Below are 19,255 nucleotides of genomic sequence, written 5' to 3'. Positions count from 1 at the left end.
CCTCTCGGCTAGTATCCCGAATCATAGGCTAGAAGGGGATGTCGTTCGGGTCCGGCTCATCCGACGGGTATTCGATGGCAGGCTCGTCTTGGCGCTGCTCTGCCTCCTTCACCGTCTCGATTTTCCCGGCGTCATACTTCATCGCATAATCATGCACGAACTGGAGCTTCTCCAGTACGAGGTCGGTCAGGCGCTCCGGCACGCGCTCGCCACGCTGGAACGTCATGGCGAAGTACGTCTTCATGCCGTTTTCCTCGACAACGCCGAGCTTCGTGATCCAGTCGCAGATCGCGTCGTCGCCAAATGAGCCGAGATACTGATAGAAGTCGAAGACGCCCTCAGGTTTGGCGTCCGAACCGAGCGAGGCACCCTTCACGGTGATGCGCACGAGCTCAGGCTCCGTGCTCGGCGTCGCCAGGAGCGCGTACACAATCTGGACGGTGCGAAGCTGCGGGTAGAGCTTGCGGGCCTCCTTGGCGGGGCCGGTGAAGACCTCTTCCCGGTTCTCGTAGATCGTGATGATGTCGTTCACGGTGTTGTGCTCGCCCGAGGCGCGCACGATCTCGCCCTTGCCGCCGCGCTCAACTAACTTGCGGCGTATCTTGAGGAAGATGACGTTCGCCGTCTTGCCGAGCTCAATCTCGGCCGGCTTCTCCATCTCGTCGGCCTTGGTGCGGCCCACCCACACGCGCTTGCGCAGGTAGCCCTTGTCGCCGTTGAGGAGCACTTCGTTGAGCACGAGGCGCTCTTTGGATTGGTAGTTGGTCTGTCCGGTAAGTTCCTTGGTGTTCATGGTTGGCGATTAGGTTGGTTATGTGTGCGTCTACTGGCCGCGCTCGTTGCCGTTCTCAAAAGCCGCAGCGCGCCACCACGTCTGGGTTCATTTTCTGCCCGGTCATGAGGCTGTCGGAGCGATAGCGGGCACAAAAGCTCACGAGGTCAACGCGCTCGCCATTGTAGAGCACGTACGGCTGCGCAGGCGCAGGGCCGGCAGCAATGGCCGGAGCCACTTCGCGCCAGGCCAGTATCGCGAGCAGGCCGAGGAGGATCACGAGGCCGACAAGTCGCACGGTGCCGTGGATGCGGCTCTCCCGGTTCATCCGGCGCTCGGCGCGGGCGATGTAGTCGCGGCGCTCGTGGGTGAAGATGCTATTCATGGCAAAGTGAGCAGTTACACTTCGGAGCCGGGAAGAGGCGCGTGAGAGCATCCTTGCCGTCCGGATCACCGAAGAGAACCCAGTTCATAATCCGGTCGACGTTACGTGCCGTTATGCGCTGAGGGCGGCTGAAATCGTCTATCTCCCGCGCTTTCATGTCGCGCAGCTCACGGCGGCGCTTGCGGCTCTTAGAAGACATAGGAAGAGAGTTCAGCTTCCTGGTAAATCGGGTTCTCGCTTTCCGCGTGGGTGTCGTCATTGAAAAATGGGCAGTCGTCTTCGTGCTGGCGGGGTGCGACCATGCCCATGATGAGGCCGGTCCAGCTAATCTCGCGGGGGCACAAGCACACTTCGTCGCGTTCAGGTAAGTTGTGTTTGGTCATGTAGATTGGTGATTTAGTGGGCGATGGGAAGGCGGTAACCAGCTCCTATCGCCTTCCCCAAGCATACCACACGTGCAGCGCGTGCAAGCGCGCGTTCCGGCGGGGTGTGGATAAGTGCGTGCGAGTACGCAGAAGTCGCGTGCTACAGTTTCAGTATGAAAACCACACCAAGGAACACCAAGGATCGGCGGGTGAACATCAGGATCGACGGACAGACCTACGAGATCGTCCGCAAGCTGGCCTTCAAAAAGCGCATGACCATCATCAAGTTGATGCGCGAGCAGTTCGGCCTTGCGAGAGGCAGCTAAGTTCGACGCCCACGTTCAGCGGTTCGGGTGATCTTCAGCTTCCCGTGCACCTTCTCGGTGACTTTCCACTCTAACGAAACGTTGGAGCCCGCGGCTATAGCCTGGCGCGCCAAGAGGTACATCAAGACGAGCGCCAGAACGATGATCGCCGGCCAGATATAAGGCGCAAGCGTTCCTGACACGTCACTGGCTCGATCTAGTCTTTTGTCGGGAAAGTTCGGCATGCGTTGCTCATGAGGCGTCGGAAGCGTGGTGGGCGACGGATGAGGCGCAGCATGCCGGGTGTTGATCGAACTATAGCCGCAGAACCCCAATACCAGAAGCACGGGAACCAGCATCCCGAGCAGAGAAGCGCGAAACCCGAGCAGCCCAGTCAGGCTGCTGATTCCCACAGGATAAGTGGCGGCTTGCACCACCCCTTCATTAGCTGCCTCGCGAATTGCCGACCGGGAAGCTCCCGCCACCCAGGAGTCTGCTAGCTCTAGGAGCTCATCATCCCCTTCAACAATGATCTCGTCGGCTTGGCTGTCCAACGCCTGCCTAAGCTCGCGCGCGTCATGAACAGTGACGCTCTTTGGTGGTCGACCTCTGGAGAACATCCTGTGCCCCCGTTATCCCCAACGTCTTAGCTGAGACCTACTCCCGACCTGATATGCTGTCCATCAGAGCATAGGTTTCGTGATGCAGGTCGAGCTGCATCGCGGGCAAAAGTCCCGCCGCCGCTCGACCGGTTGCGGGGCTTTTGCCTTTCACATCCAGGTACGAAACGGGCCGTCAGGGGGTTCCCGTCCAACAACACCCTCTCGAAGTCCGAGCTTCAGGTACTGATGCGAAACCCCGGAAAACAAGTTGGCCACTCTTGCCGGGGCGTCTGTTCAGGGTCGGAGGCCGGGTGAATAGCTAGTATCTGGCCACAGCCCGCCTCAGCTCCGCATACATACCGGAAAAGTGGCTCATTACTCCCTTTATGGAACTACCTGACAAGCTGATTGAGAAATATCGGCCGCATCCTCGAAAAATCGGTGCACCTCGAAATGAGCGGGAGGAGATCATTGAGCGCTTCCGTGAACGGCTGAACGCAGAGCAGAAGCGCGACGGCCGGCCCGCTTTTACATACGCCCTACTTGCCAAGCGGTTCGTAGGCATCAGTGACAGCGGGCTTTTCAGCTTATACACCGAATGCGACGATCCGAGCGTGAAGAGCTTTGGGGCAATGCTCACGTATAAGTTGCGACAGATACAGGGGTAGCGATGCAGACGACCGAAACGCTCTACTGGGGCATGAAGTTCGGTGAATGGGTCACGTTCTGGGGCCTGGTTCTAGGCCCCGTCATCGCGGTCGCGATCACGCTGTTGGTCGAGCGCCGAAGGCGACAGCACGAGCAGCGGACCCAAGTCTTGAGGATGCTCCTCGCCACTCGACACCTGCCTGGCGATGCGACCTACTCAGTCGCCATCAACCTCATTCCGGTCGAGTTTAACGACAGCAAAACGGTGATGAGCGCGTGGCAAAGCTACATCGAGCAGGTGCGATTCACGCCGACTGAAGATAACAAGCAGGAGCATCAGAAGCTCGTTTTCTCCAAGCAGACGAAACTCATATTTGAGGTAATGCGGGCGAACGGCTTCAAGTTGTCCGAGACTGACATCCAGACAAGCGCGTACGCGGCCGAGGGCTACATTCAGCGTGACAATATCCTAATCGCTTCTCAGCTCGCGATGCCCGAGATCGCCAACATCCTGCGCCTTCAGACCCAACTTATGACGGGGAGCGAACCGACACCGGCAGCGAGCGGCCCAGTGATCCGGCAGGCCGAATAGAAAAGGGCGACCCCGAAGGGCCGCCCAGTATGAGAGTAATGCGTCACCACGATCGTTATCGCTGATTGATTTGAACCATCCGGCCTGGTCTTTTTATGTCTGCCAATGGGCCGGAGAGGGTTAGGATCTAATCATCGGTGTGTCGTGCCTCAGCTCCCGCTCTCGGATTAGTGTTTGGTCTTGTCGTTCAGCGTAAACGACATGCCGGGCTTGGGGGTCGGCGGAAGGGGTTCACCTTTGGTGACCGTAACTTCCTTGCCGGTGTCGCCGCCGCGCGGGCCGAGCAGTCCGTATTGTCCAGATACTTTCGCGATCTGGCCGGACTTCAGTTTGGTTGCCATCTTATACCTCCTTTCTGCCCCAGGGATGGAGCGATCGGAGCTATAGCCGAAACGATCCTGTGTCGCAAGAACAGGACGGGAACGTAGACATGGTATTCTGGGGAAAACTCAGCACCATATGACGTTGACGTTTCTCACGCTGCCCATATCCACGAACCAACTCTACCGCGTATTTCAGAACCGCAGCATCCTTTCGGCGCGTGGGCGCTCGAACAAGGACGCCATCGCCTGGGAGGCTCGCGCCCAGCACCGTGGGAAGCCCCTGGCCGGCCCGCTGGCGGTCGAAATCAGCCTTTTCTGGCCCGACAGGCGCAAGCATGACATCGACAATCTAAAGGCCCTCTTGGACGCCTGTACGGGCATCCTATGGGATGATGACGGGCAGATCGCCGATCTCCACACCATGAAGGAATACGACAAGGCTAACCCGCGCGTGGAGATGCGCGTATGGGAGCTAAGCTGACTCGTCCTCCTCGCGCATTTTCGCGGCCTTCTCTTCAAGCTTCTTGATTTCGGCCTTCGCCCACTCCGCGTCAGCCAGTCCGGCCGGCACGGTGTATGTGTCGGTTAGCCCGAACACCAGTGCCGCTTCGCTCTTGGCGGAACGGCCTCCTGCATAGTGCCGAACATAATCGCCGTTTGCGTTGAGGGTTGAGAGCATGCGATCGCGCTGGACAGATACAGAGCGGACCTGTTTCGTAACTTGGTCGATGCCATACACAAATTCGACAATCTCTCGCTCGTAGGCCTTCGTGCCTTTCTTCGGACCCATAATGCCCCCTAGATGAGCTGACCTTGCATATGTGCGTCGCCTGAGGCCTCCGCCGTCTTCACCGCGTCTACGCGCGCCATCGGGAGATCGAGGCGTTTACCAGCCAATATCTCTTCAACTGTGACGACCTGTAGCCGATCGTCCTCACGATCGAGCAGCGGGTGTTTGTACTTTCCGGCTTCCGCGATCTCGTTCTTCATTGAGGGCGTGGCCGCGTCCATCGAGATGAGAATGCCGAACTCAGCTTTGACCCTTTGTCGGTCTGAGTTTAGCGCCGCGAGCGTGTTTCTAGTCGCTCCACCGGACTTAACCTGGAACGCTGCCTTTCCATTCGTATCCTTGTCGATCAGGAAATAGGCGATACCGTCGATACCGCCGTCCGCACCCTTCTTTTCGTTAATGCGCGCCTGATTCCGCGAATAGGTGAGCAGCGCCCACTTCTCGAACTCTTTTCGGGTTTTATCATCCTTCCGGTTCGCCAGCGCGACGGCGGAGGCCATATCCCTCGGCACCCCATCCAGCAGGATGGTCGCCTCAATCTGCGGCCATTCTGCCGGGTACGTATCTTCCAGCCGCTTCAATATCAGCGCAATTGACTGATAGGTGATGTCGATACCAATCCAGTTCCGATTGAGCCGCTGCGCTACTGCTACCGAAGTGCCGCAACCGCAGTATGCGTCGAGAACCACGTCGCCTTCGTTCGACGATGCCCTGATAATCCGCTCCAGAAGCGCTTCCGGCTTTTGCGTTGGATACCCGAGCCGTTCCGCAGCCTGCGAGTTGATGGGCGGGATGTCGTCCCATTGGTCCCCGAGCGGCACGCCGGGCATTTCGTCAAGGAAGTGGCGCAAACGCGGCATACCGGACTTCGCCGCGAACTGTAGCCGGCCCTCAGCGTCGAACTTCTCCATATTCGCGCGTGAGTAGGCCCAGAAACGGCCTTCTGGCGGCTTCACACCCTTGAACTCATAGCTCACATCGCCGCCCGGCTTCGCCGCCGTAAGGTCCGATGTCTTATACCGCCGACCGTCTGGCGCGATATTGGAGTAGTGCTGCTTTTTGTATGCCTCCGAATAATCGGCGAACTGCAAGTTCCACGTCGGGCTCTTCGACTTCGAGTAGAAGAAAATAATATCGTGCGCCCGGCCGTAGCGGCTCAGCCCTTGGCTTGCATCGTTGTGTGAGCTCGTCCGCTTCCAGGCGATTTCGTTCTTATAATCGCCGCCCTGTCCGCAGAACACGGCGTCGCAGATAAGCTTCAGGTAATGAGATGCCGTCGGATCGCAGTGCAGGTAGAAGCTGCCGTTGGGTTTCAAGACCCGGCGGATTTCCACAATCCGCAACGTCATATGCACGATGTAGGCGAAGAGACTGCCCCGCTTCAGAACCTTCTCTAACCCTTTTATGAGCTCAACGGTCTGCTCTGTGAGTTTGCCGCTGTTGAGCTGCGCAAGATCCGTGATCCACTCCAAGCCCTCTCGCGCCTCGTCGCCCCACTCCCAGGTATCGACGAACGCTTGCGCCAGTGCACGATCTTCACTCCCCTGATTGTTGTAAATCTGGAAGTAGTTGCGTTTCGAGTTGAACGGCGGGTCGATATAGCAGAGGTCAACGCTGTCGGTCGCGACCTTGGAGCGCAGCACCTCAAGATTATCGCCGTAAAAAAGCTTCCCCGACACTCACTTGCCCCCCGCCGGCACTGTTCCGGTAGCGTTCTATCGGCACAGCGGGCCGGTGCAAGCGGGGATTAGTGCCAAGAAGGTGCCAAATCCGCCCCCGAAGGGGAACCGCACTAACTAAGCTATTGGAAAGTGGTGGACGCACTAGGGCTCGAACCTAGGACCCGCTGATTAAGAGTCAGCTGCTCTACCAACTGAGCTATGCGTCCACGAGAGCGGGCCAGATGGTGGATCGCATCCGCCCCGTCAAGAGGCGCGCCCGCTAGCATCCGAATCGCAGGCATGCAAGCGCCTGTTGCGCCGCCGCGCCCGGTTGGACATCATGCCGCCCAAGAAAATGACGGAGAGGCACGATGCTCGGCGGGATGCAGGACCATAAGCTTCGGGTGACGCACCTGCTCGACCATGCCGAGCGGGAGCATGGCAGCCGGGAAATCGTCACCCACTGGGCGGACGGGACGGAGACCCGCACCAACTGGGCCGGGATCGCCCGCGATGCGCGGCGGCTGGCCCAGGCGCTCGAAGGCCTGGGCGTGAAGCCCGGCGAACGGGTCGCCACGCTCGCGATGAACCACGCCCGCCACCTCGCCGCCTGGTACGGCGTGATCGGCATGGGCGGCGTGATCCACACGATCAACCCGCGCCTGTTCGACGAGCAGATCGTCTATATTGCCAACCACGCCGAAGACCGGGTGCTGTTCTACGACGAGGCGTTCGCGCCGCTGGTCGAGCGACTGAAACCGCAGCTCACGATCGAGCATTTCGTCGCGTTCGACAGCCCGGAATGGGACGCGCTGCTCGCTCCTCACGACGGCGACTATCAATGGCATGACGGCGACGAGCGCGATCCGTGCATGCTCTGCTACACCAGCGGTACGACCGGGAATCCGAAGGGCGTGCTGTACGAGCATCGATCGACGATGCTGCACGCGATGGCGGAAGTGGCGCCGTCGGTGTTCAACCTGTCGCCCCAGGCCGTCGCGCTGCCGGTGGTGCCGATGTTCCACGCCGCCGCCTGGGGCCTGCCCTTCGCCGGACCGCTTGCGGGCGCGAAATTCGTCTTCTCGGCGGTCAACGATCCCAAGGTGCTGTGCCGGCTGATGAACGAAGAGAAGGTCACGCACTCGGCGGGCGTGCCGACTGTCTGGCTGGCGATGTTCCAGCACATCGACGAGACCGGGCAGAAGCCGGAGCATCTGAAGCTGGTCACGATCGGCGGCTCTGCGGCGCCGCGCGCGATGGTCGAGCGGCTGATGCGGATGGGCATTCGCGTCGGCCACGCCTGGGGCATGACCGAGACGTCGCCGATCGGCACGATGGGCGCGCCGCCGCACGATTGGGACGAGCTGTCGTTCGACGATCGGGTGGACGTGGTCTGCAAGCAGGGCCGCGTGCCGTTCGGGGTCGAGCTGCGCGTGGTCGACGACGAAGGCACGGTCCAGCCCCGCGACGGCCAGAGCTCCGGCCGGCTGCAGGTGCGCGGGCCCTGGGTGATCAAGCGCTATTTCAAGGCTGATCAGGACGCCGCCGCGGACGACCAATGGTTCGATACCGGCGACGTCGCCGTGCTGCATCCGGACGGCACGATGCAGATCACCGACCGGTCCAAGGACGTGATCAAGTCCGGCGGCGAATGGATCAGCTCGGTCGAGCTGGAAAACGCCGCGGTCGGCTGCCCGGGCGTCGCCGAAGCCGCCGCGATCGGCGTCTACCACCCCAAATGGGACGAACGCCCGCTGCTGCTGGTCGTGAAGAGGCCCGGCGCGGACGTCAGCGCGGCGGACGTGATCGCTCACCTGACCGACAAGGTCGCCAAATGGTGGCTGCCCGACGAGGTGCTGTTCGTCGAGAGCCTGCCCCACACCGCCACCGGCAAGCTGCTGAAAACGGCGCTCAGGGAGCAGTATCGCGACTATCGGCTCAAGACGGCGGCGTGAGGCCGAGCGACTTGGACGACGTGGACGACCTGGACGACATTCACATGGAATCCGGAAAATTCCCGGCCTCTCCCGAAACTCCGCTCCGCAAAGTCTGCACAGGGTCAAAGAGCCGCTGCCGAGCGCGTGACTCGGCAGGCGGGGAGCGTATCGCGGTGGCGGCGGTGTAGGACAGATTTATTGTCGCGCTCGTGGCGGCTAGGCCCGCAGCGATGACGCCTCGGTCTGACGAGAGTGGAAAGCAGACGTTCAGCCCCTCTCCCGTTGGACGTGGGACCGTCCGCAATGGGTGGTTAACGGACATTACTTCCGCTACGATATAGCCCATGATTGGGCTACTAAGACCCGCCTTCGCGCTTCCAAGCCTCGCCCTGTTTGCCGCTGTGACTGGAGCCTCGGCGCAGGAGGGAGGGAAGACCCTTTCCATCAGCTCTGCCGCCGAGCAAGTTCGCATTAGCGCCACGATGAACGAGCGAGTTGAAGCAGCGAGGGACTTAGCAATTCTGACTAGCAGGATGAATCGCGCTGACGTGTCTGAAGATGACGTCGCGCTCTTGATATCGATGTTAGATACAAAAGACGACGCCGTGCGCTTCTGGGTTGCAGCCGCCCTTGGCAATCTGGGGCCAAGCGCGACCGCAGCGGTACCGAAACTCCAAATGCTGCTTCCCGAAACTGATTGCCTCGACGGAGCGGTGACATCCGCAGCAGCAATTAGGGGCGCTCTCCGAAAGATAGGCGCCGAAGTCCCCTCAGAGGCACAATGCGAGCGTAAACCTGTGCGCCGGTGATAGATAGCTCGAATGACTGCAATGGGTCGTTTGCGGTCGCGCCGCCCTCGTGCGGGCCCCTCGGCGCAGCGCGGTCTGAGGTAGACGATCATCGGAGGCACGCCTATGTTCCGCGTATGGGAGCCGAACGTCACATTTTCGAGCAGCGGGACGAGCAGGCCGAGGCCGAAGCAGACGCTCGCGCCGAAGCTGACGTGCAAGCAGGGCGGGTGATCAGTCACGGCGCGGTGCGGCGCTGGCTGTCCTCGCTGGATCCCCGACGTCCATCGCGCCGCCCTCACGTCGGCGACTAGATGCGCGAAATCGTCTGGACGGACGAAGCTGTCGCCAACCTCGACGCGATCGTTACTTATGTCGGCGCGTTCAATCCCGCAGCCGCGAAGAACCTGGCCAAGCGAATGATCGAGCTCGCCGACAGTCTCGCCGAGTTTTCCGAGCGCGGCCGCGACGTGGGTAATGGCCGCCGCGAGATGACGATCGTGCGGCCTTACATTCTGCGGTACCGGCCAACTGCCGAGCGGGTCTACATTCTGCGCATCCGCCATTCGGCCCGAAGCGACGCGCACGGCGATTAGAACAACCGCATCTGCGCGCCTTCCGGCGGCCGGAACAGGTCCGTCCGCAACACGAACCGCTCGTTGTTCAGGCCCAGTTTCCGACAGGCCTTGTGGAAGCGGGTGCGGAGGAGGTCGGCCCAGGGGCCCTGGCCCTGCATGCGGGTGTAGAAATTGGGGTCGTTGTCGCGGCCGCCGCGGATCGATTGGATGATCGACATGACCTTGGCGGCGCGGTCGGGGAAATGCTCGTCCAGCCAGGCGCGGAACAGGGGTGCGACTTCGTAGGGCAGGCGAACCGGCAGGAAGAAGGCGGCGCGGGCGCCGGCTCCGGCGGCGCGTTCGAGGATGTGCTCCATCTCGTGGTCGGTGATCGCGGGCACCACGGGTGCGAGCGAGACGAAGGCAGGGATGCCGGCCTCAGCCAGCTTCCTGAGGGCGGCCAGCCGCTTCTCGGGATGCGGCGCGCGCGGTTCCAGCGTGCGGGCGATCTTCGGGTCGAGCGACGTGATCGAGAGCGCGACGCCGGTCAGGCCCTTCGCCGCCATCGGTGCCAACAGGTCGATATCGCGGACGACGCGATCCGATTTGGTAGTGATCGAGGCCGGGTGGTCGCAGTCGCTGAGCACTTCGAGCAGGGCTCGCGTAATCCGCCATTTTCCCTCGATCGGCTGATAGGGATCGGTGTTCGTCCCCATCGCGATCGGGCGCGGGCTGTAGCCGGGCTTCATCAGCTCGGCGCGGAGCAGCGACGCCGCGTCGGGCTTGGCGAACAGCCGGGTCTCGAAATCGAGACCGGGAGAGAGATCGTGAAAGGCATGGCTCGGCCGCGCGAAGCAGTAGATGCAGCCATGCTCGCACCCGCGATAGGCGTTGATCGAGCGATCGAAGGGCACGTCGGGCGAGGCGTTCTTCGTGATGATCGTCTTCGGATGCTCAACAGTGACGGTGGTGCGGAGCGACGCCACGCCGTCGTCCACCCATTCGCGCTCATCCAGCCAGTCGCCGTCGGCGACCCGTTCGGACAGGTTGAAGCGCGTGCTCTCCCGGTTGAGCGTCGCGCCGCGCGCGGGGCGGAGACTCGGGTTCATGGGGGGAGTCTAGCATTGGAACATAAAGAGAACAACACCTCTCCTGTGGGGAGAGGTCGAGTCGGGCGCCAGCCCGACCGGGTGAGGGGGTTCGGAGCTCGGGCGTTCTACCTTGCGCGCCCTCACCCCGCTCGCGCCGCAGGCGCGAGTCGCCCTCTCCCGCCGGGAGAGGGAGTTACTGCCAGCGCGCGATCGCCTCCTCCGGGCTTAGCGCCTCGACGCTGCCGACACTCGTCCGTGCCTCGGCAAACCGGGGTGCGGGGGCGGCCTGCGCCACGCCGTCCGCCTCGACGTAACTCCCCCTGCCGGCATTGTGCGGATGCGCTGGCGCTTCGGCGAAGCTGAGCACCGGGGTCACGCAGGCGTCGGTGCCGGCGAAGACTGCGGCCCATTCGTCGCGGGTCTTTTGCCGGAAGCGCGCGGCGAAGCCTTTGGCCAGTTCGGGCCAGCGGCTGGGCGGGTATTGGGGGTGGTCGGCGGGGTCGAGGTCGAGGCCGGCCAGGCACGCGGCGTAGAATTGCGGCTCCAGGCAGCCGACCGCGACGTGGCGCCCGTCCGCGCATTCGTAGCAGCGGTAGAAATGCGCGCCGCCGTCGAGCAGGTTGGCTTCCGGGCGATCCTGCCAGCGGCCGAGACCCAGGAAGGCGTGGAACATCGACAGCAGGTTGATCGTGCCTTCGGTCATCGCGACATCGACGGTATCGCCCTGCCCCGTTTCCCGCGCGCGGATGATGCCGGCGAGCAGCCCCGAGACCAGGAACATCGCGCCGCCGCCATAATCGCCGACCAGGTTCAGCGGCGGCACCGGCGGTTCGCCGGCGCGGCCGATCGCGTGGAGCGCGCCGGTCAGCGAGATGTAGTTGATGTCGTGGCCAGCCATCGGCGCGAACGGGCCGGTCTGGCCCCAGCCGGTCATGCGGCCGAAGACGAGCCGCGGGTTGCGCGCGTGCAGCGCCTCGGGGCCGAGGCCGAGCCGTTCCATCACGCCGGGGCGATAGCCCTCGATCAGCGCGTCGGCCTTGTCGATCAAAGCAAGGGCGATCTCTCGGCCGGCGTCCGTCTTCAGATCGGCCTCGACGGTTGCGCGGCTGCGGTTCAGGATCGGGATCGAGGCGGCGCCCGGCCGCACCAGCCGCACGATGTCCGCGCCCATGTCCGCCAGGATCATCGCGGCGAGCGGCACCGGCCCGATCGCCTCCATCTCGACGATCCGCACCCCCGCCAGCGGCCCCTGCCCGTTCGCCATTCCCTTCTCCTTTTGCCCCTTGTTCGCCCGAGCAGCGGCGGCTTGTCCAGCGGCCTTGCCTGCACGCCCGACCGCGCCTAAACGGCGCCACGTGACGGGTTCCCCGAGAGGGGAAGCAAAAGGGAACGCGGTTTAACGCCGCGGCTGCCCCCGCAACTGTGACCGGCGAGCCGGCGCGCCTTCATGCCACTGGGACCTGTCCCGGGAAGGCGGCGCGACCAGCATTGACCCGGGAGCCAGGAGACCTGCCCGCCGCCGCTGTTCATCTGACCGGGCGGGGTGCACCGGGCGGACGAAGGGCTTCCTTCGCAAGAACGGCAACGACCGTAACTTGCAGGAGCCAGTCAATGCCATTTCCCCTCTTCGCTTTCCTCGCCGCGGCGCCCGCGGACGAGATCGTCGTGACCGCATCCCGCGCGCCCCAATCCGCTGCCGAGACCGGCCAGGCGGTGACGGTGCTCGACCGAGACCTGATCGAACAGCGCCAGGCGGTTATCGTGTCCGACCTGCTCGCGCAGACGCCGGGCGTGGCGGTCAGCCGCAACGGCGGCGTCGGCGGCTTCACCGGCCTGCGCATCCGCGGCGCCGAAGCCGAGCAGACGCTGGTGCTGATCGACGGGGTGAAGGTGAACGATCCGTCGTCGCCGGGCGGCGGCTTCGATTTCGCGAACCTTCTTGCCGACAATATCGCGCGGATCGAAGTGCTGCGCGGGCCCAACTCCGTGCCCTGGGGCAGCCAGGCGATCGGCGGCGTCGTGAACATCATCACCGCCCGGCCGACCGCCGAGCCGACGCTGACGGCGCGCGCGGAAGGGGGATCGTTCGGCACGGCCCAGGCGGTCGCGAACGGCAGCTTCACCGCCGGCCCGGTCGCAGCGTCGCTGGGTGGCGGCTATTTCACGACCGACGGCATTTCCGCGGCGCGGGCCGGGACCGAACGCGACGGCTATGAGCGCTATGCCGCCAATGGCCGGATCGAAGTGGCGCTGAGCGATAGTATCGCGATCGACTTGCGCGGCTATTTTGATCACGGCCGCACCGAGCTGGACGGATTTCCGCCGCCGAGCTTCACCTTCGCCGACACGCCGGAATTCTCCACGATCCAGGAGCTGTTCGGCTATGCGGGCGTGCGGGCGACGTTCCTCGACGGACGCTTCGTCAACCGCGCCGCCTTCACAATCGGCGACGTCAATCGCGACAATTTCGCGGCGCCGGGCTCTGCGCCGAGCTTCATCGCGCGGGGGCGTGTGGAGCGCTTCGAATATCAGGGCGATTTGAAGGCGACCGATTGGGCCCGGATCGTGTTCGGCGCGGAAAGCGAGCGGTCGCGCTTTGGCGACGGCACCTCCGTCTTTCGCACCGGCATCGACAGCGGTTGGGGCGAGCTGATCGTGAAGCCGGTGGCGCCGCTGACGCTGACCGGCGGCGTCCGCCACGACGATCACCGAGACTTTGGCGGCCACACCAGCTTCGGCGGGAATGCCGCGCTGGGCCTTGGCCACACCGTCGTTCGTGCCAGCTATGCCGAAGGGTTCAAGGCGCCGACATTGTTCCAGCTCCGCTCCGATTTCGGCAACCCGGCGCTACGGCCGGAGACGGCGCGGAGCATCGATGTCGGCGTCGAGCAACGGCTGATCGGCGGTGCGCTGAGCGGCAGCCTGACCTGGTTCCACCGCCGCACGCGCAATCAGATCGACTTCACGCCGTGCCGCACCGACATTGCGATCTGCGCCGATGGTGCGCGGCCGTTCGGGACGTACGACAATATCGCGCGAGCGCGGGCGAGCGGAGTCGAGGCGGCGCTCGATCTCCGCCCGACCGACACGCTGCGGATCAACGCATCCTATACCTATGTCGATGCCGAGAACCGCACGCCGGGCAGCCCGGATTTCGGCACGACGCTGCTGCGCCGGCCAAAGAGCAGCGTGGCGCTGAATGCCGACTGGCGCGCGCCTGTCGGCCTGTCGCTGGGCGGGACGCTGCGCCAGGTTTCCGACAGCATCGACCGCGACGCGTTCGGCACGCGCGTGCGGCTGGACGGCTATGTGCTGGCGGACCTGCGCGTGTCGTATCCGGTTTCGGACCGGCTCGAAATCTATGGCCGCGTCGAGAACCTGTTCGATGCGCGCTATGAGACGGTGCTGGATTACAACACCGCCGGCCGCGCCGCCTATGCGGGCGTGCGGGTGAGGCTTTAATCTATGGGACCGGTTTGGCCTGAGCCTGTCGAAGGCCTCCCTTCTTCTTCTTCTTCTTCTTCGCGGAGGAGAAGGAGGAAGGGAGGGCTTCGACAAGCTCAGCCCAAACCCGTTATGGGGCTGGTCTTCTGCTTGTTCGTCGCAGCCTGCGCCGTCCCCGCTCCTCCCCCGAGCCACGACCGCATCGTGTCCACCAATCCGTGCCTGGACGCGATCCTGGTGGAGCTGGTGCCGCCCGAACGGATCGCGGCGATCAGTCGCTATTCGCACGACCCGCGGTCGAGCTCGATGGCGGTCTCCCGCGCTCGCCGGCTCCGCGCGACCGGCGGGACGGCGGAGGAAGTGATTGCGCTGAAGCCGGGGCTGGTGCTGGCGAGCAGTTTCACCGCGCCGGCGACGCTTGCCGCCTACCAACGGCTCGGGCTCAAGGTCGCGACGTTCGGCACCGCGGCGACGATCGAGGAGAATCGGACGCAGATCCGCGAGATCGCGCGGGCCGTGGGTGAACCCCAACGCGGCGAAGCGTTGATCGCGCGGATCGACCGCGCAGTGGCCGAAGCCGCGCCGCCCGATGCCGCGCGCCCGTCGGCGCTGCTGTGGCTCGGCGGCAGCAACCTGGTGAACGGGCACGGCACCCTGATCGACGACATGTTGGGGCGCGCCGGATTCCGGAACGCGAGCGCCGATTATGGCGTGACGCAGACCGGCGTGCTTCCGCTCGAATATGTTGTCTCCCATCCCCCGCGCGTGGTGCTGACGCCGGAGCGCCGGGCCGGCGCGGACGAGGAATCGCGCCGGATCGCGCTCAGGACAGAGGCGCTGTCCGCCTCGCATGCCCGCGTGACGATCGGGCATTTCCCCGAGCAGCTCTTCTATTGCGGCGGGCCGACGATCGTGCCGGCGATGCAGCGGCTCGCGGCGATCCGGCGGCAGGTGACGCCATGAGGCGGCCTGCCGTCCTCTTCGCGCTCGGGCTGGTCGTGCTGGCTGGTTTCGCCTTCTCGCTGACGGCCGGCAAGGTCTGGGTGCCGCTGTCCGCCTGGGGCAGCGGCGATCCGCGCTGGTGGATCATCGTCGAGCTGCGGCTGCCACGCGCGCTTCTGGGCCTCGCGATCGGCGCGGTGCTGGGTCTGTCGGGCGCAGTGCTGCAAGGCTATCTGCGCAATCCGCTCGCCGACCCGGCGCTGATCGGCGTGTCGTCGACGGCGGGCCTGGGCGCAGTGATCGCGATCCTGCTGGGCCTGGGCGCCCCGCCGCTGGTGCTGTTCGGCAGCGCGATGGCCGGCGCCGCGGCCGCGGTCGTGCTGCTCGCGCTGCTGGTCGGCCGATCGGGCAGCGCGCTGGCGTTTATCCTGGCCGGAACCGTGCTGCAGAGCCTCGCGGGCTCGATCACCGCCTTCCTGATCAGCATCGCGCCCAACCCGTTCGCGACCGCCGAGATTTTGGGCTGGATGATGGGGGCGCTGACCGACCGCAGCCTGGAGGACGTGATGCGCGCCCTGCCCTTCATGGCCGCCGGGTGCGCGGTGCTGGGCGTGACCGGCCGCAGCCTCGACCTGCTGAGCCTGGGCGAGGAGACGGCGCGGAGCCTTGGCGTCAGGACCGGACGGCTCCAGGCGCTGATCGCGCTTGGCACGGGCCTCGCCGTCGGGAGCGCCGTCGCGGTTTCGGGCGTGGTCGGGTTCGTCGGCCTGATCGTGCCGCATCTGGTGCGGCCGCTGGTCGGACAGCGGCCGTCCGACGTGCTGCTGCCTTCCGCGCTCGGCGGGGCGGCGCTGGTGCTGTTCGCCGACAGCCTGGTCCGCTTGGCACCCGGCGCGGAAGAAGTGCGGCTGGGCATCGCGATGGCATTGTTGGGGACGCCGTTCTTCTTTGCGCTGCTGCTGCGCTTTCGGCGGAGCCACGCATGGGCCTGAGCATCGAAGGCCTGACGGTCTGGCTCGGCAAACGAACGGTGCTGGACGGCATCACGGCCGAACTGCGGCCCGGCCGGGTGACCGCGCTGCTCGGGCCTAACGGCGCGGGCAAGTCGAGCCTATTGCGGGCGATGCTGGCGCTGATCGCGGTGGAAAGCGGCCGCGTGCTGCTCGACGGCTGCGATGTGACCGCGCTCGATCCCCGGACGCGGGCGCGATGGCTCGGCTATCTCCCGCAATCGGCGGAGCTGGCCTGGAACATCCCGGCGCGCTCGCTGGTGGAGCTTGGGCGGGCGCCGCACCGGTCGCCATTCGCGGGGCTGGACGAGACCGACCGCGCGGCGATCGAGCGGGCGATGGCGCTGACCGACACCGTCCGCTTCGCCGACCGGCTAACGCACGAGCTGTCGGGCGGCGAGCGGGCGCGGGTGCTGCTCGCGCGCGTGCTGGCGGGAGAACCGGACTGGCTGCTCGCCGACGAACCGCTCGCCAGCCTCGACCCCGCGCATCAGCTCGACATGCTTGGCCGCCTGCACGGCTTCGCGGCCGAGGGGCGCGGCGTCGTGGTGGTGCTCCACGACCTGAGCCATGCCGCGCGGATTGCGGACGACGTGCTGCTGCTGAGCGAAGGCCGGCTGGTTGCGTTCGGCCCCGCCGCGGACGTGCTGGAGCCGGAGCGGCTGGAGCAGGTCTATGGCGTGGGGTTTGAGCGGGTTGGGGATGTGCTGGTCCCAACTCCTCCCCGGAACGGGGAGGGGGACCGCGCGCGCTAGCGCGTGGTGGAGGGGCCCCGAGGCTCAGCACGCTGCAACCGGGCCCCCTCCACCACCGCTTCGCGGCGGTCCCTCTCCCCGTTCCAGGGAGGATTTAGGCGAGCGCCTCGCGCACCCGCGCCTCATACTCCGGCGGGCAGATGAGGAGGTCGGGGAGAAGGGTGTCGCGGGCATTGTAGGTGCAGGGCGAGCCGTCGACGCGGGTCGCGACCATGCCGGCGCCGAGCGCGACCGCGACCGGGGCGGCATTGTCCCATTGGTGCTGGCCGCCGGTGTGGAGGTAGATGTCGCCCTGCCCCAGCAGCACCGCCATCGCCTTGGCGCCGGCCGAGCCCATCGGCACCAGTTCCCCGCCGAGGCGGTCGGCGAGTTGCGTGCATTCGGCGGGCGGTCGGGTGCGGCTGACCAGGAGGCGCGGGCGATCCGGCCGGGCGACCGGCGGCGGCGGCTGGTCGGAGCGAAGCAGCTTGCCCTGCGCAGGCAGCGCGACCGCGCCGACCGCGGCATGGCCGTCGATCGACAGGGCGACATGCACGGCCCAGTCGTCGCGGCCTTCCGAATATTCGCGGGTGCCGTCCAGCGGATCGACGATCCAGACGCGGCTGCTGTCCAGGCGGGAAAGGTCATCGACGCGCTCCTCTGACAGGATCGCGTCGGCCGGCCGCAATGCCGACAGGGCGGACATGAGGTACGCATTCGCCGTCACGTCGCCGGCATCGCCGAGCGCCTTGCCGTCGACAGTGCCGCTGTCGCGCAGCGCCATCAGCAGCTTGCCGGCGGTCTCGGCCAGCCTTGCCGCGAGGTCTTCGTCGGTCATTCCTCGACCGGGCCCGTGCTGAGGATCGCCGGCGCCGCACGGCGGAGGCGGGCGAACTCGGCGACTTGCCGGCCGACCAGATCCAGCTGCATCGCCGCGCCGGGATCGGAGCATTGCCCGTCGCGAAACATGCCGGAGACGCTGCGGATGGCAGCGCCCAGCGGCGTCGGCCAGCCGCGCAGCGCATGGACGATCGAGCGCATCGTCGCCAGCGTCGAGCCGGTCGCCTGCCAGCCATAGGCGGTGACGATCAGCCCCACCGGCAGCCCGTCCAGATAGACGCGCGAATCCTTCGCCGTCTCCTCGATATAATCGATCGCATTCTTGACCAGGCCGGAGATCGAACCGTGATAGCCGGGGCTCGCGACCACCAGGCCGTGCGCGTGGCGTACCGCCTCGACCAGCCGCGCGGCCTCCGTCGAATGCGCGGCGGCACCATGGGCGTAATGCGGAAGCGCCGCCAGCGTGGCGCCGTCGAACAACGTCACCTGCGCGCCTTCGGCCTCCGCGGCCCGCAGCGCGATCTTCAGCGCCTGTTCGGTCGAGGAGCCAGGCGAGGTGGTGCCGCCGATTCCGACGATGGACAGCTTTTCAGGCATGCATTCTCCCCGCTACGGTGCGGTCATGCCAAAGCATATCCGCCCGCGCCGGTCGATGCTCTATGTGCCCGGCGACAAGCCGCGCGCGCTGGAGAAGGCGCGCACCCTGCCCTGCGACGCGATCCTGCTGGACCTGGAAGACGCGGTCGCGCCCGAGGCCAAGGAGACGGCGCGGCGCACCGTTGCCGAGGCCGTGCGCGCGGGCGGCTATGGGGCGCGCGAGCTGATCCTGCGGGTGAACGGCGTCGCGTCGGACTGGGCGGAGGCGGACCTGGCGCTTGCGGCCGAGCTGCCGGTCGACGGGGTGCTGATCCCGAAGGTCGAGGACGAAGGCGCGGTGCGGCATGTCGAGGCGCTGGTGCCGGGCAAGGCGCTGTGGTGCATGATCGAGACGCCGCGCGGCGTGCTCTGCGCGCTCGATATCGGCGGCGCCAGCGAGCGGCTGGCGGGGTTCGTCGCGGGGACGAATGACCTGACCAAGGACCTGCGCGCGCGGCACGTGCCGGACCGGGCGCCGCTGCTGACCAGCCTGTCGCTGATCCTGCTGGCGGCGCGGGCGCATGGGCTGGCCGCGATCGACGGCGTGCATCTGGGCCTGGACGATCCGGAAGGGTTCGAAGCCGCGTGCCGGCAGGGCGTGGAGCTCGGCTTCGACGGCAAGACCGTCGTGCACCCGAGCACGATCGAGGCGGCGAACCGCATTTTCGGCCCCGATCCGGCGGAGGTGGCGCGGGCGCGGGAGATCGTGGCGGCCTGGGCGGAGGCGCGCGCCGAGGGCAAGGGCGTCGCGCGGATCGGCGGGGCGATGGTCGAGCAATTGCATGTGGACGAGGCCGAGCGGCTGATCGCGCTGGCGGAGCTTCTTGATCCTC

The 19,255-nt window shown here is 65.4% G+C and carries 22 protein-coding genes, 1 tRNA gene and 1 riboswitch; of the genes, 11 read left to right on the top strand and 12 right to left on the bottom strand.

Annotated features, from left to right (window positions below; translation table 11 throughout):
• Positions 1–28: 28 nt before the first annotated feature.
• From SCH01S_RS02560 to SCH01S_RS02545, 4 genes are all read right to left on the bottom strand, one after another.
• Entirely contained in the window at positions 29–793 is a 765-nt protein-coding gene (locus SCH01S_RS02560; protein ID WP_046347212.1) for a hypothetical protein, read from the bottom strand.
• A gap of 55 nt (positions 794–848) precedes the next feature.
• A complete protein-coding gene (locus SCH01S_RS02555) occupies positions 849–1,157 on the bottom strand; it encodes a hypothetical protein (RefSeq protein WP_046347211.1) in 309 nt (102 codons plus the stop codon).
• 188 nt (positions 1,158–1,345) lie between these two features.
• Positions 1,346–1,540: a hypothetical protein gene (locus tag SCH01S_RS02550; RefSeq protein ID WP_046347210.1), complete on the bottom strand. Its 195-nt coding sequence runs from the start codon at positions 1,538–1,540 to the stop codon at positions 1,346–1,348.
• A 304-nt stretch (positions 1,541–1,844) separates the two neighbouring features.
• Entirely contained in the window at positions 1,845–2,381 is a 537-nt protein-coding gene (locus SCH01S_RS02545) for a hypothetical protein (protein WP_046347209.1), read from the bottom strand.
• A gap of 434 nt (positions 2,382–2,815) precedes the next feature.
• Here SCH01S_RS02545 and SCH01S_RS02540 point away from each other — a divergent pair, with 434 nt between their 5' ends.
• Both SCH01S_RS02540 and SCH01S_RS02535 read left to right on the top strand, forming a co-directional pair.
• Complete coding sequence (locus SCH01S_RS02540; protein ID WP_046347208.1) at positions 2,816–3,097, top strand: hypothetical protein; 282 nt, start codon at positions 2,816–2,818, stop codon at positions 3,095–3,097.
• A 2-nt stretch (positions 3,098–3,099) separates the two neighbouring features.
• Positions 3,100–3,669: a DUF6680 family protein gene (locus SCH01S_RS02535; RefSeq protein ID WP_046347207.1), complete on the top strand. Its 570-nt coding sequence runs from the start codon at positions 3,100–3,102 to the stop codon at positions 3,667–3,669.
• Positions 3,670–3,836: 167 nt separating this feature from the next.
• On the opposite strand, the gene SCH01S_RS16720 is transcribed toward SCH01S_RS02535, so the two are convergent.
• On the bottom strand, positions 3,837–4,010 hold the full coding sequence (locus tag SCH01S_RS16720) for a hypothetical protein (RefSeq protein WP_169746344.1): 174 nt from the start codon (positions 4,008–4,010) through the stop codon (positions 3,837–3,839).
• 118 nt (positions 4,011–4,128) lie between these two features.
• On the opposite strand from SCH01S_RS16720, the gene SCH01S_RS15660 reads away from it, so the two are divergent.
• A complete protein-coding gene (locus SCH01S_RS15660; RefSeq protein ID WP_052733729.1) occupies positions 4,129–4,473 on the top strand; it encodes a RusA family crossover junction endodeoxyribonuclease in 345 nt (114 codons plus the stop codon).
• On the opposite strand, the gene SCH01S_RS02525 is transcribed toward SCH01S_RS15660, so the two are convergent.
• The 3 genes from SCH01S_RS02525 to SCH01S_RS02515 all read right to left on the bottom strand — a co-directional run bounded on the left by SCH01S_RS02525 (position 4,465) and on the right by SCH01S_RS02515 (position 6,670).
• Positions 4,465–4,782 carry a hypothetical protein gene (locus SCH01S_RS02525; RefSeq protein ID WP_046347206.1) on the bottom strand — a complete coding sequence of 106 codons (318 nt, stop codon included), beginning with the start codon at positions 4,780–4,782 and terminating at the stop codon, positions 4,465–4,467. The genes SCH01S_RS15660 and SCH01S_RS02525 overlap by 9 nt on opposite strands.
• 8 nt (positions 4,783–4,790) lie before the next feature.
• Complete coding sequence (locus SCH01S_RS02520) at positions 4,791–6,461, bottom strand: DNA methyltransferase (protein ID WP_046347205.1); 1,671 nt, start codon at positions 6,459–6,461, stop codon at positions 4,791–4,793.
• A gap of 133 nt (positions 6,462–6,594) precedes the next feature.
• A tRNA-Lys gene (locus SCH01S_RS02515) sits at positions 6,595–6,670 on the bottom strand.
• Between the two features lie 144 nt (positions 6,671–6,814).
• Between SCH01S_RS02515 and SCH01S_RS02510 the strand changes: the two genes are divergently transcribed.
• The 3 genes from SCH01S_RS02510 (at position 6,815) to SCH01S_RS02505 (ending at position 9,764) form a co-directional block, all read left to right on the top strand.
• Positions 6,815–8,398 carry a long-chain fatty acid--CoA ligase gene (locus SCH01S_RS02510; protein ID WP_046347204.1) on the top strand — a complete coding sequence of 528 codons (1,584 nt, stop codon included), beginning with the start codon at positions 6,815–6,817 and terminating at the stop codon, positions 8,396–8,398.
• Between the two features lie 326 nt (positions 8,399–8,724).
• A complete protein-coding gene (locus tag SCH01S_RS17395) occupies positions 8,725–9,189 on the top strand; it encodes a HEAT repeat domain-containing protein (protein WP_369385518.1) in 465 nt (154 codons plus the stop codon).
• 293 nt (positions 9,190–9,482) lie between these two features.
• Entirely contained in the window at positions 9,483–9,764 is a 282-nt protein-coding gene (locus tag SCH01S_RS02505; RefSeq protein WP_046347203.1) for a type II toxin-antitoxin system RelE/ParE family toxin, read from the top strand.
• Here SCH01S_RS02505 and SCH01S_RS02500 read toward each other — a convergent pair.
• Entirely contained in the window at positions 9,761–10,834 is a 1,074-nt protein-coding gene (locus SCH01S_RS02500; RefSeq protein WP_046347202.1) for a PA0069 family radical SAM protein, read from the bottom strand. The two genes, SCH01S_RS02505 and SCH01S_RS02500, sit on opposite strands and share 4 nt — an antisense overlap.
• Before the next feature lie 175 nt (positions 10,835–11,009).
• Positions 11,010–12,080 (bottom strand): CaiB/BaiF CoA transferase family protein, encoded by a 1,071-nt coding sequence (locus SCH01S_RS02495; RefSeq protein WP_046347201.1) that lies wholly within the window; start codon positions 12,078–12,080, stop codon positions 11,010–11,012.
• A 79-nt stretch (positions 12,081–12,159) separates the two neighbouring features.
• A riboswitch (cobalamin riboswitch) is annotated at positions 12,160–12,347 on the top strand.
• 80 nt (positions 12,348–12,427) lie between these two features.
• Between SCH01S_RS02495 and SCH01S_RS02490 the strand changes: the two genes are divergently transcribed.
• The 4 genes from SCH01S_RS02490 to SCH01S_RS02475 all read left to right on the top strand — a co-directional run bounded on the left by SCH01S_RS02490 (position 12,428) and on the right by SCH01S_RS02475 (position 16,967).
• Positions 12,428–14,278 carry a TonB-dependent receptor plug domain-containing protein gene (locus tag SCH01S_RS02490; RefSeq protein WP_046347200.1) on the top strand — a complete coding sequence of 617 codons (1,851 nt, stop codon included), beginning with the start codon at positions 12,428–12,430 and terminating at the stop codon, positions 14,276–14,278.
• 114 nt (positions 14,279–14,392) lie between these two features.
• Complete coding sequence (locus SCH01S_RS02485; RefSeq protein WP_046347199.1) at positions 14,393–15,223, top strand: ABC transporter substrate-binding protein; 831 nt, start codon at positions 14,393–14,395, stop codon at positions 15,221–15,223.
• Positions 15,220–16,194, top strand: coding sequence for a FecCD family ABC transporter permease (locus tag SCH01S_RS02480; RefSeq protein WP_046347226.1), 975 nt, complete (start codon positions 15,220–15,222; stop codon positions 16,192–16,194). The genes SCH01S_RS02485 and SCH01S_RS02480 overlap by 4 nt, the downstream gene beginning before the upstream one ends.
• Positions 16,185–16,967 carry an ABC transporter ATP-binding protein gene (locus SCH01S_RS02475; protein WP_046347198.1) on the top strand — a complete coding sequence of 261 codons (783 nt, stop codon included), beginning with the start codon at positions 16,185–16,187 and terminating at the stop codon, positions 16,965–16,967. Before SCH01S_RS02480 ends, SCH01S_RS02475 begins: the two co-directional genes overlap by 10 nt.
• Before the next feature lie 94 nt (positions 16,968–17,061).
• Here the strand turns inward: SCH01S_RS02475 and SCH01S_RS02470 are convergent, their stop codons facing one another.
• Positions 17,062–17,784 (bottom strand): 3'(2'),5'-bisphosphate nucleotidase CysQ, encoded by a 723-nt coding sequence (locus SCH01S_RS02470; RefSeq protein WP_046347197.1) that lies wholly within the window; start codon positions 17,782–17,784, stop codon positions 17,062–17,064.
• Positions 17,781–18,383, bottom strand: coding sequence for an NADPH-dependent FMN reductase (locus SCH01S_RS02465; protein ID WP_046347196.1), 603 nt, complete (start codon positions 18,381–18,383; stop codon positions 17,781–17,783). The genes SCH01S_RS02470 and SCH01S_RS02465 overlap by 4 nt, the downstream gene beginning before the upstream one ends.
• A gap of 25 nt (positions 18,384–18,408) precedes the next feature.
• On the opposite strand from SCH01S_RS02465, the gene SCH01S_RS02460 reads away from it, so the two are divergent.
• Positions 18,409–19,255 (top strand): HpcH/HpaI aldolase/citrate lyase family protein (locus SCH01S_RS02460; RefSeq protein ID WP_046347225.1); only part of this gene is annotated, 847 nt, incomplete at its 3' end.

This window comes from Sphingomonas changbaiensis NBRC 104936, from assembly GCF_000974765.1.
GTDB lineage: Bacteria > Pseudomonadota > Alphaproteobacteria > Sphingomonadales > Sphingomonadaceae > Sphingomonas_B > Sphingomonas_B changbaiensis.
Note: the sequence above shows the minus strand (reverse complement) of the source record. Positions and strands in the feature narration are given on the sequence as shown.

Bases quoted from the DNA above. Each gene is read 5' to 3' on its own strand.
- SCH01S_RS02525 (WP_046347206.1), bottom strand. From the start codon at position 4,782: ATGGGTCCGAAGAAAGGCACGAAGGCCTACGAGCGAGAGATTGTCGAA.
- SCH01S_RS02470 (WP_046347197.1), bottom strand. From the start codon at position 17,784: ATGACCGACGAAGACCTCGCGGCAAGGCTGGCCGAGACCGCCGGCAAG.
- SCH01S_RS02465 (WP_046347196.1), bottom strand. From the start codon at position 18,383: ATGCCTGAAAAGCTGTCCATCGTCGGAATCGGCGGCACCACCTCGCCT.
- SCH01S_RS02495 (WP_046347201.1), bottom strand. From the start codon at position 12,080: ATGGCGAACGGGCAGGGGCCGCTGGCGGGGGTGCGGATCGTCGAGATG.
- SCH01S_RS02550 (WP_046347210.1), bottom strand. From the start codon at position 1,540: ATGACCAAACACAACTTACCTGAACGCGACGAAGTGTGCTTGTGCCCC.
- SCH01S_RS17395 (WP_369385518.1), top strand. From the start codon at position 8,725: ATGATTGGGCTACTAAGACCCGCCTTCGCGCTTCCAAGCCTCGCCCTG.
- SCH01S_RS02485 (WP_046347199.1), top strand. From the start codon at position 14,393: ATGGGGCTGGTCTTCTGCTTGTTCGTCGCAGCCTGCGCCGTCCCCGCT.
- SCH01S_RS02475 (WP_046347198.1), top strand. From the start codon at position 16,185: ATGGGCCTGAGCATCGAAGGCCTGACGGTCTGGCTCGGCAAACGAACG.
- SCH01S_RS02560 (WP_046347212.1), bottom strand. From the start codon at position 793: ATGAACACCAAGGAACTTACCGGACAGACCAACTACCAATCCAAAGAG.
- SCH01S_RS16720 (WP_169746344.1), bottom strand. From the start codon at position 4,010: ATGGCAACCAAACTGAAGTCCGGCCAGATCGCGAAAGTATCTGGACAA.
- SCH01S_RS02510 (WP_046347204.1), top strand. From the start codon at position 6,815: ATGCTCGGCGGGATGCAGGACCATAAGCTTCGGGTGACGCACCTGCTC.
- SCH01S_RS02555 (WP_046347211.1), bottom strand. From the start codon at position 1,157: ATGAATAGCATCTTCACCCACGAGCGCCGCGACTACATCGCCCGCGCC.
- SCH01S_RS02535 (WP_046347207.1), top strand. From the start codon at position 3,100: ATGCAGACGACCGAAACGCTCTACTGGGGCATGAAGTTCGGTGAATGG.
- SCH01S_RS02500 (WP_046347202.1), bottom strand. From the start codon at position 10,834: ATGAACCCGAGTCTCCGCCCCGCGCGCGGCGCGACGCTCAACCGGGAG.
- SCH01S_RS02490 (WP_046347200.1), top strand. From the start codon at position 12,428: ATGCCATTTCCCCTCTTCGCTTTCCTCGCCGCGGCGCCCGCGGACGAG.
- SCH01S_RS02480 (WP_046347226.1), top strand. From the start codon at position 15,220: ATGAGGCGGCCTGCCGTCCTCTTCGCGCTCGGGCTGGTCGTGCTGGCT.
- SCH01S_RS02505 (WP_046347203.1), top strand. From the start codon at position 9,483: ATGCGCGAAATCGTCTGGACGGACGAAGCTGTCGCCAACCTCGACGCG.
- SCH01S_RS02540 (WP_046347208.1), top strand. From the start codon at position 2,816: ATGGAACTACCTGACAAGCTGATTGAGAAATATCGGCCGCATCCTCGA.
- SCH01S_RS15660 (WP_052733729.1), top strand. From the start codon at position 4,129: ATGACGTTGACGTTTCTCACGCTGCCCATATCCACGAACCAACTCTAC.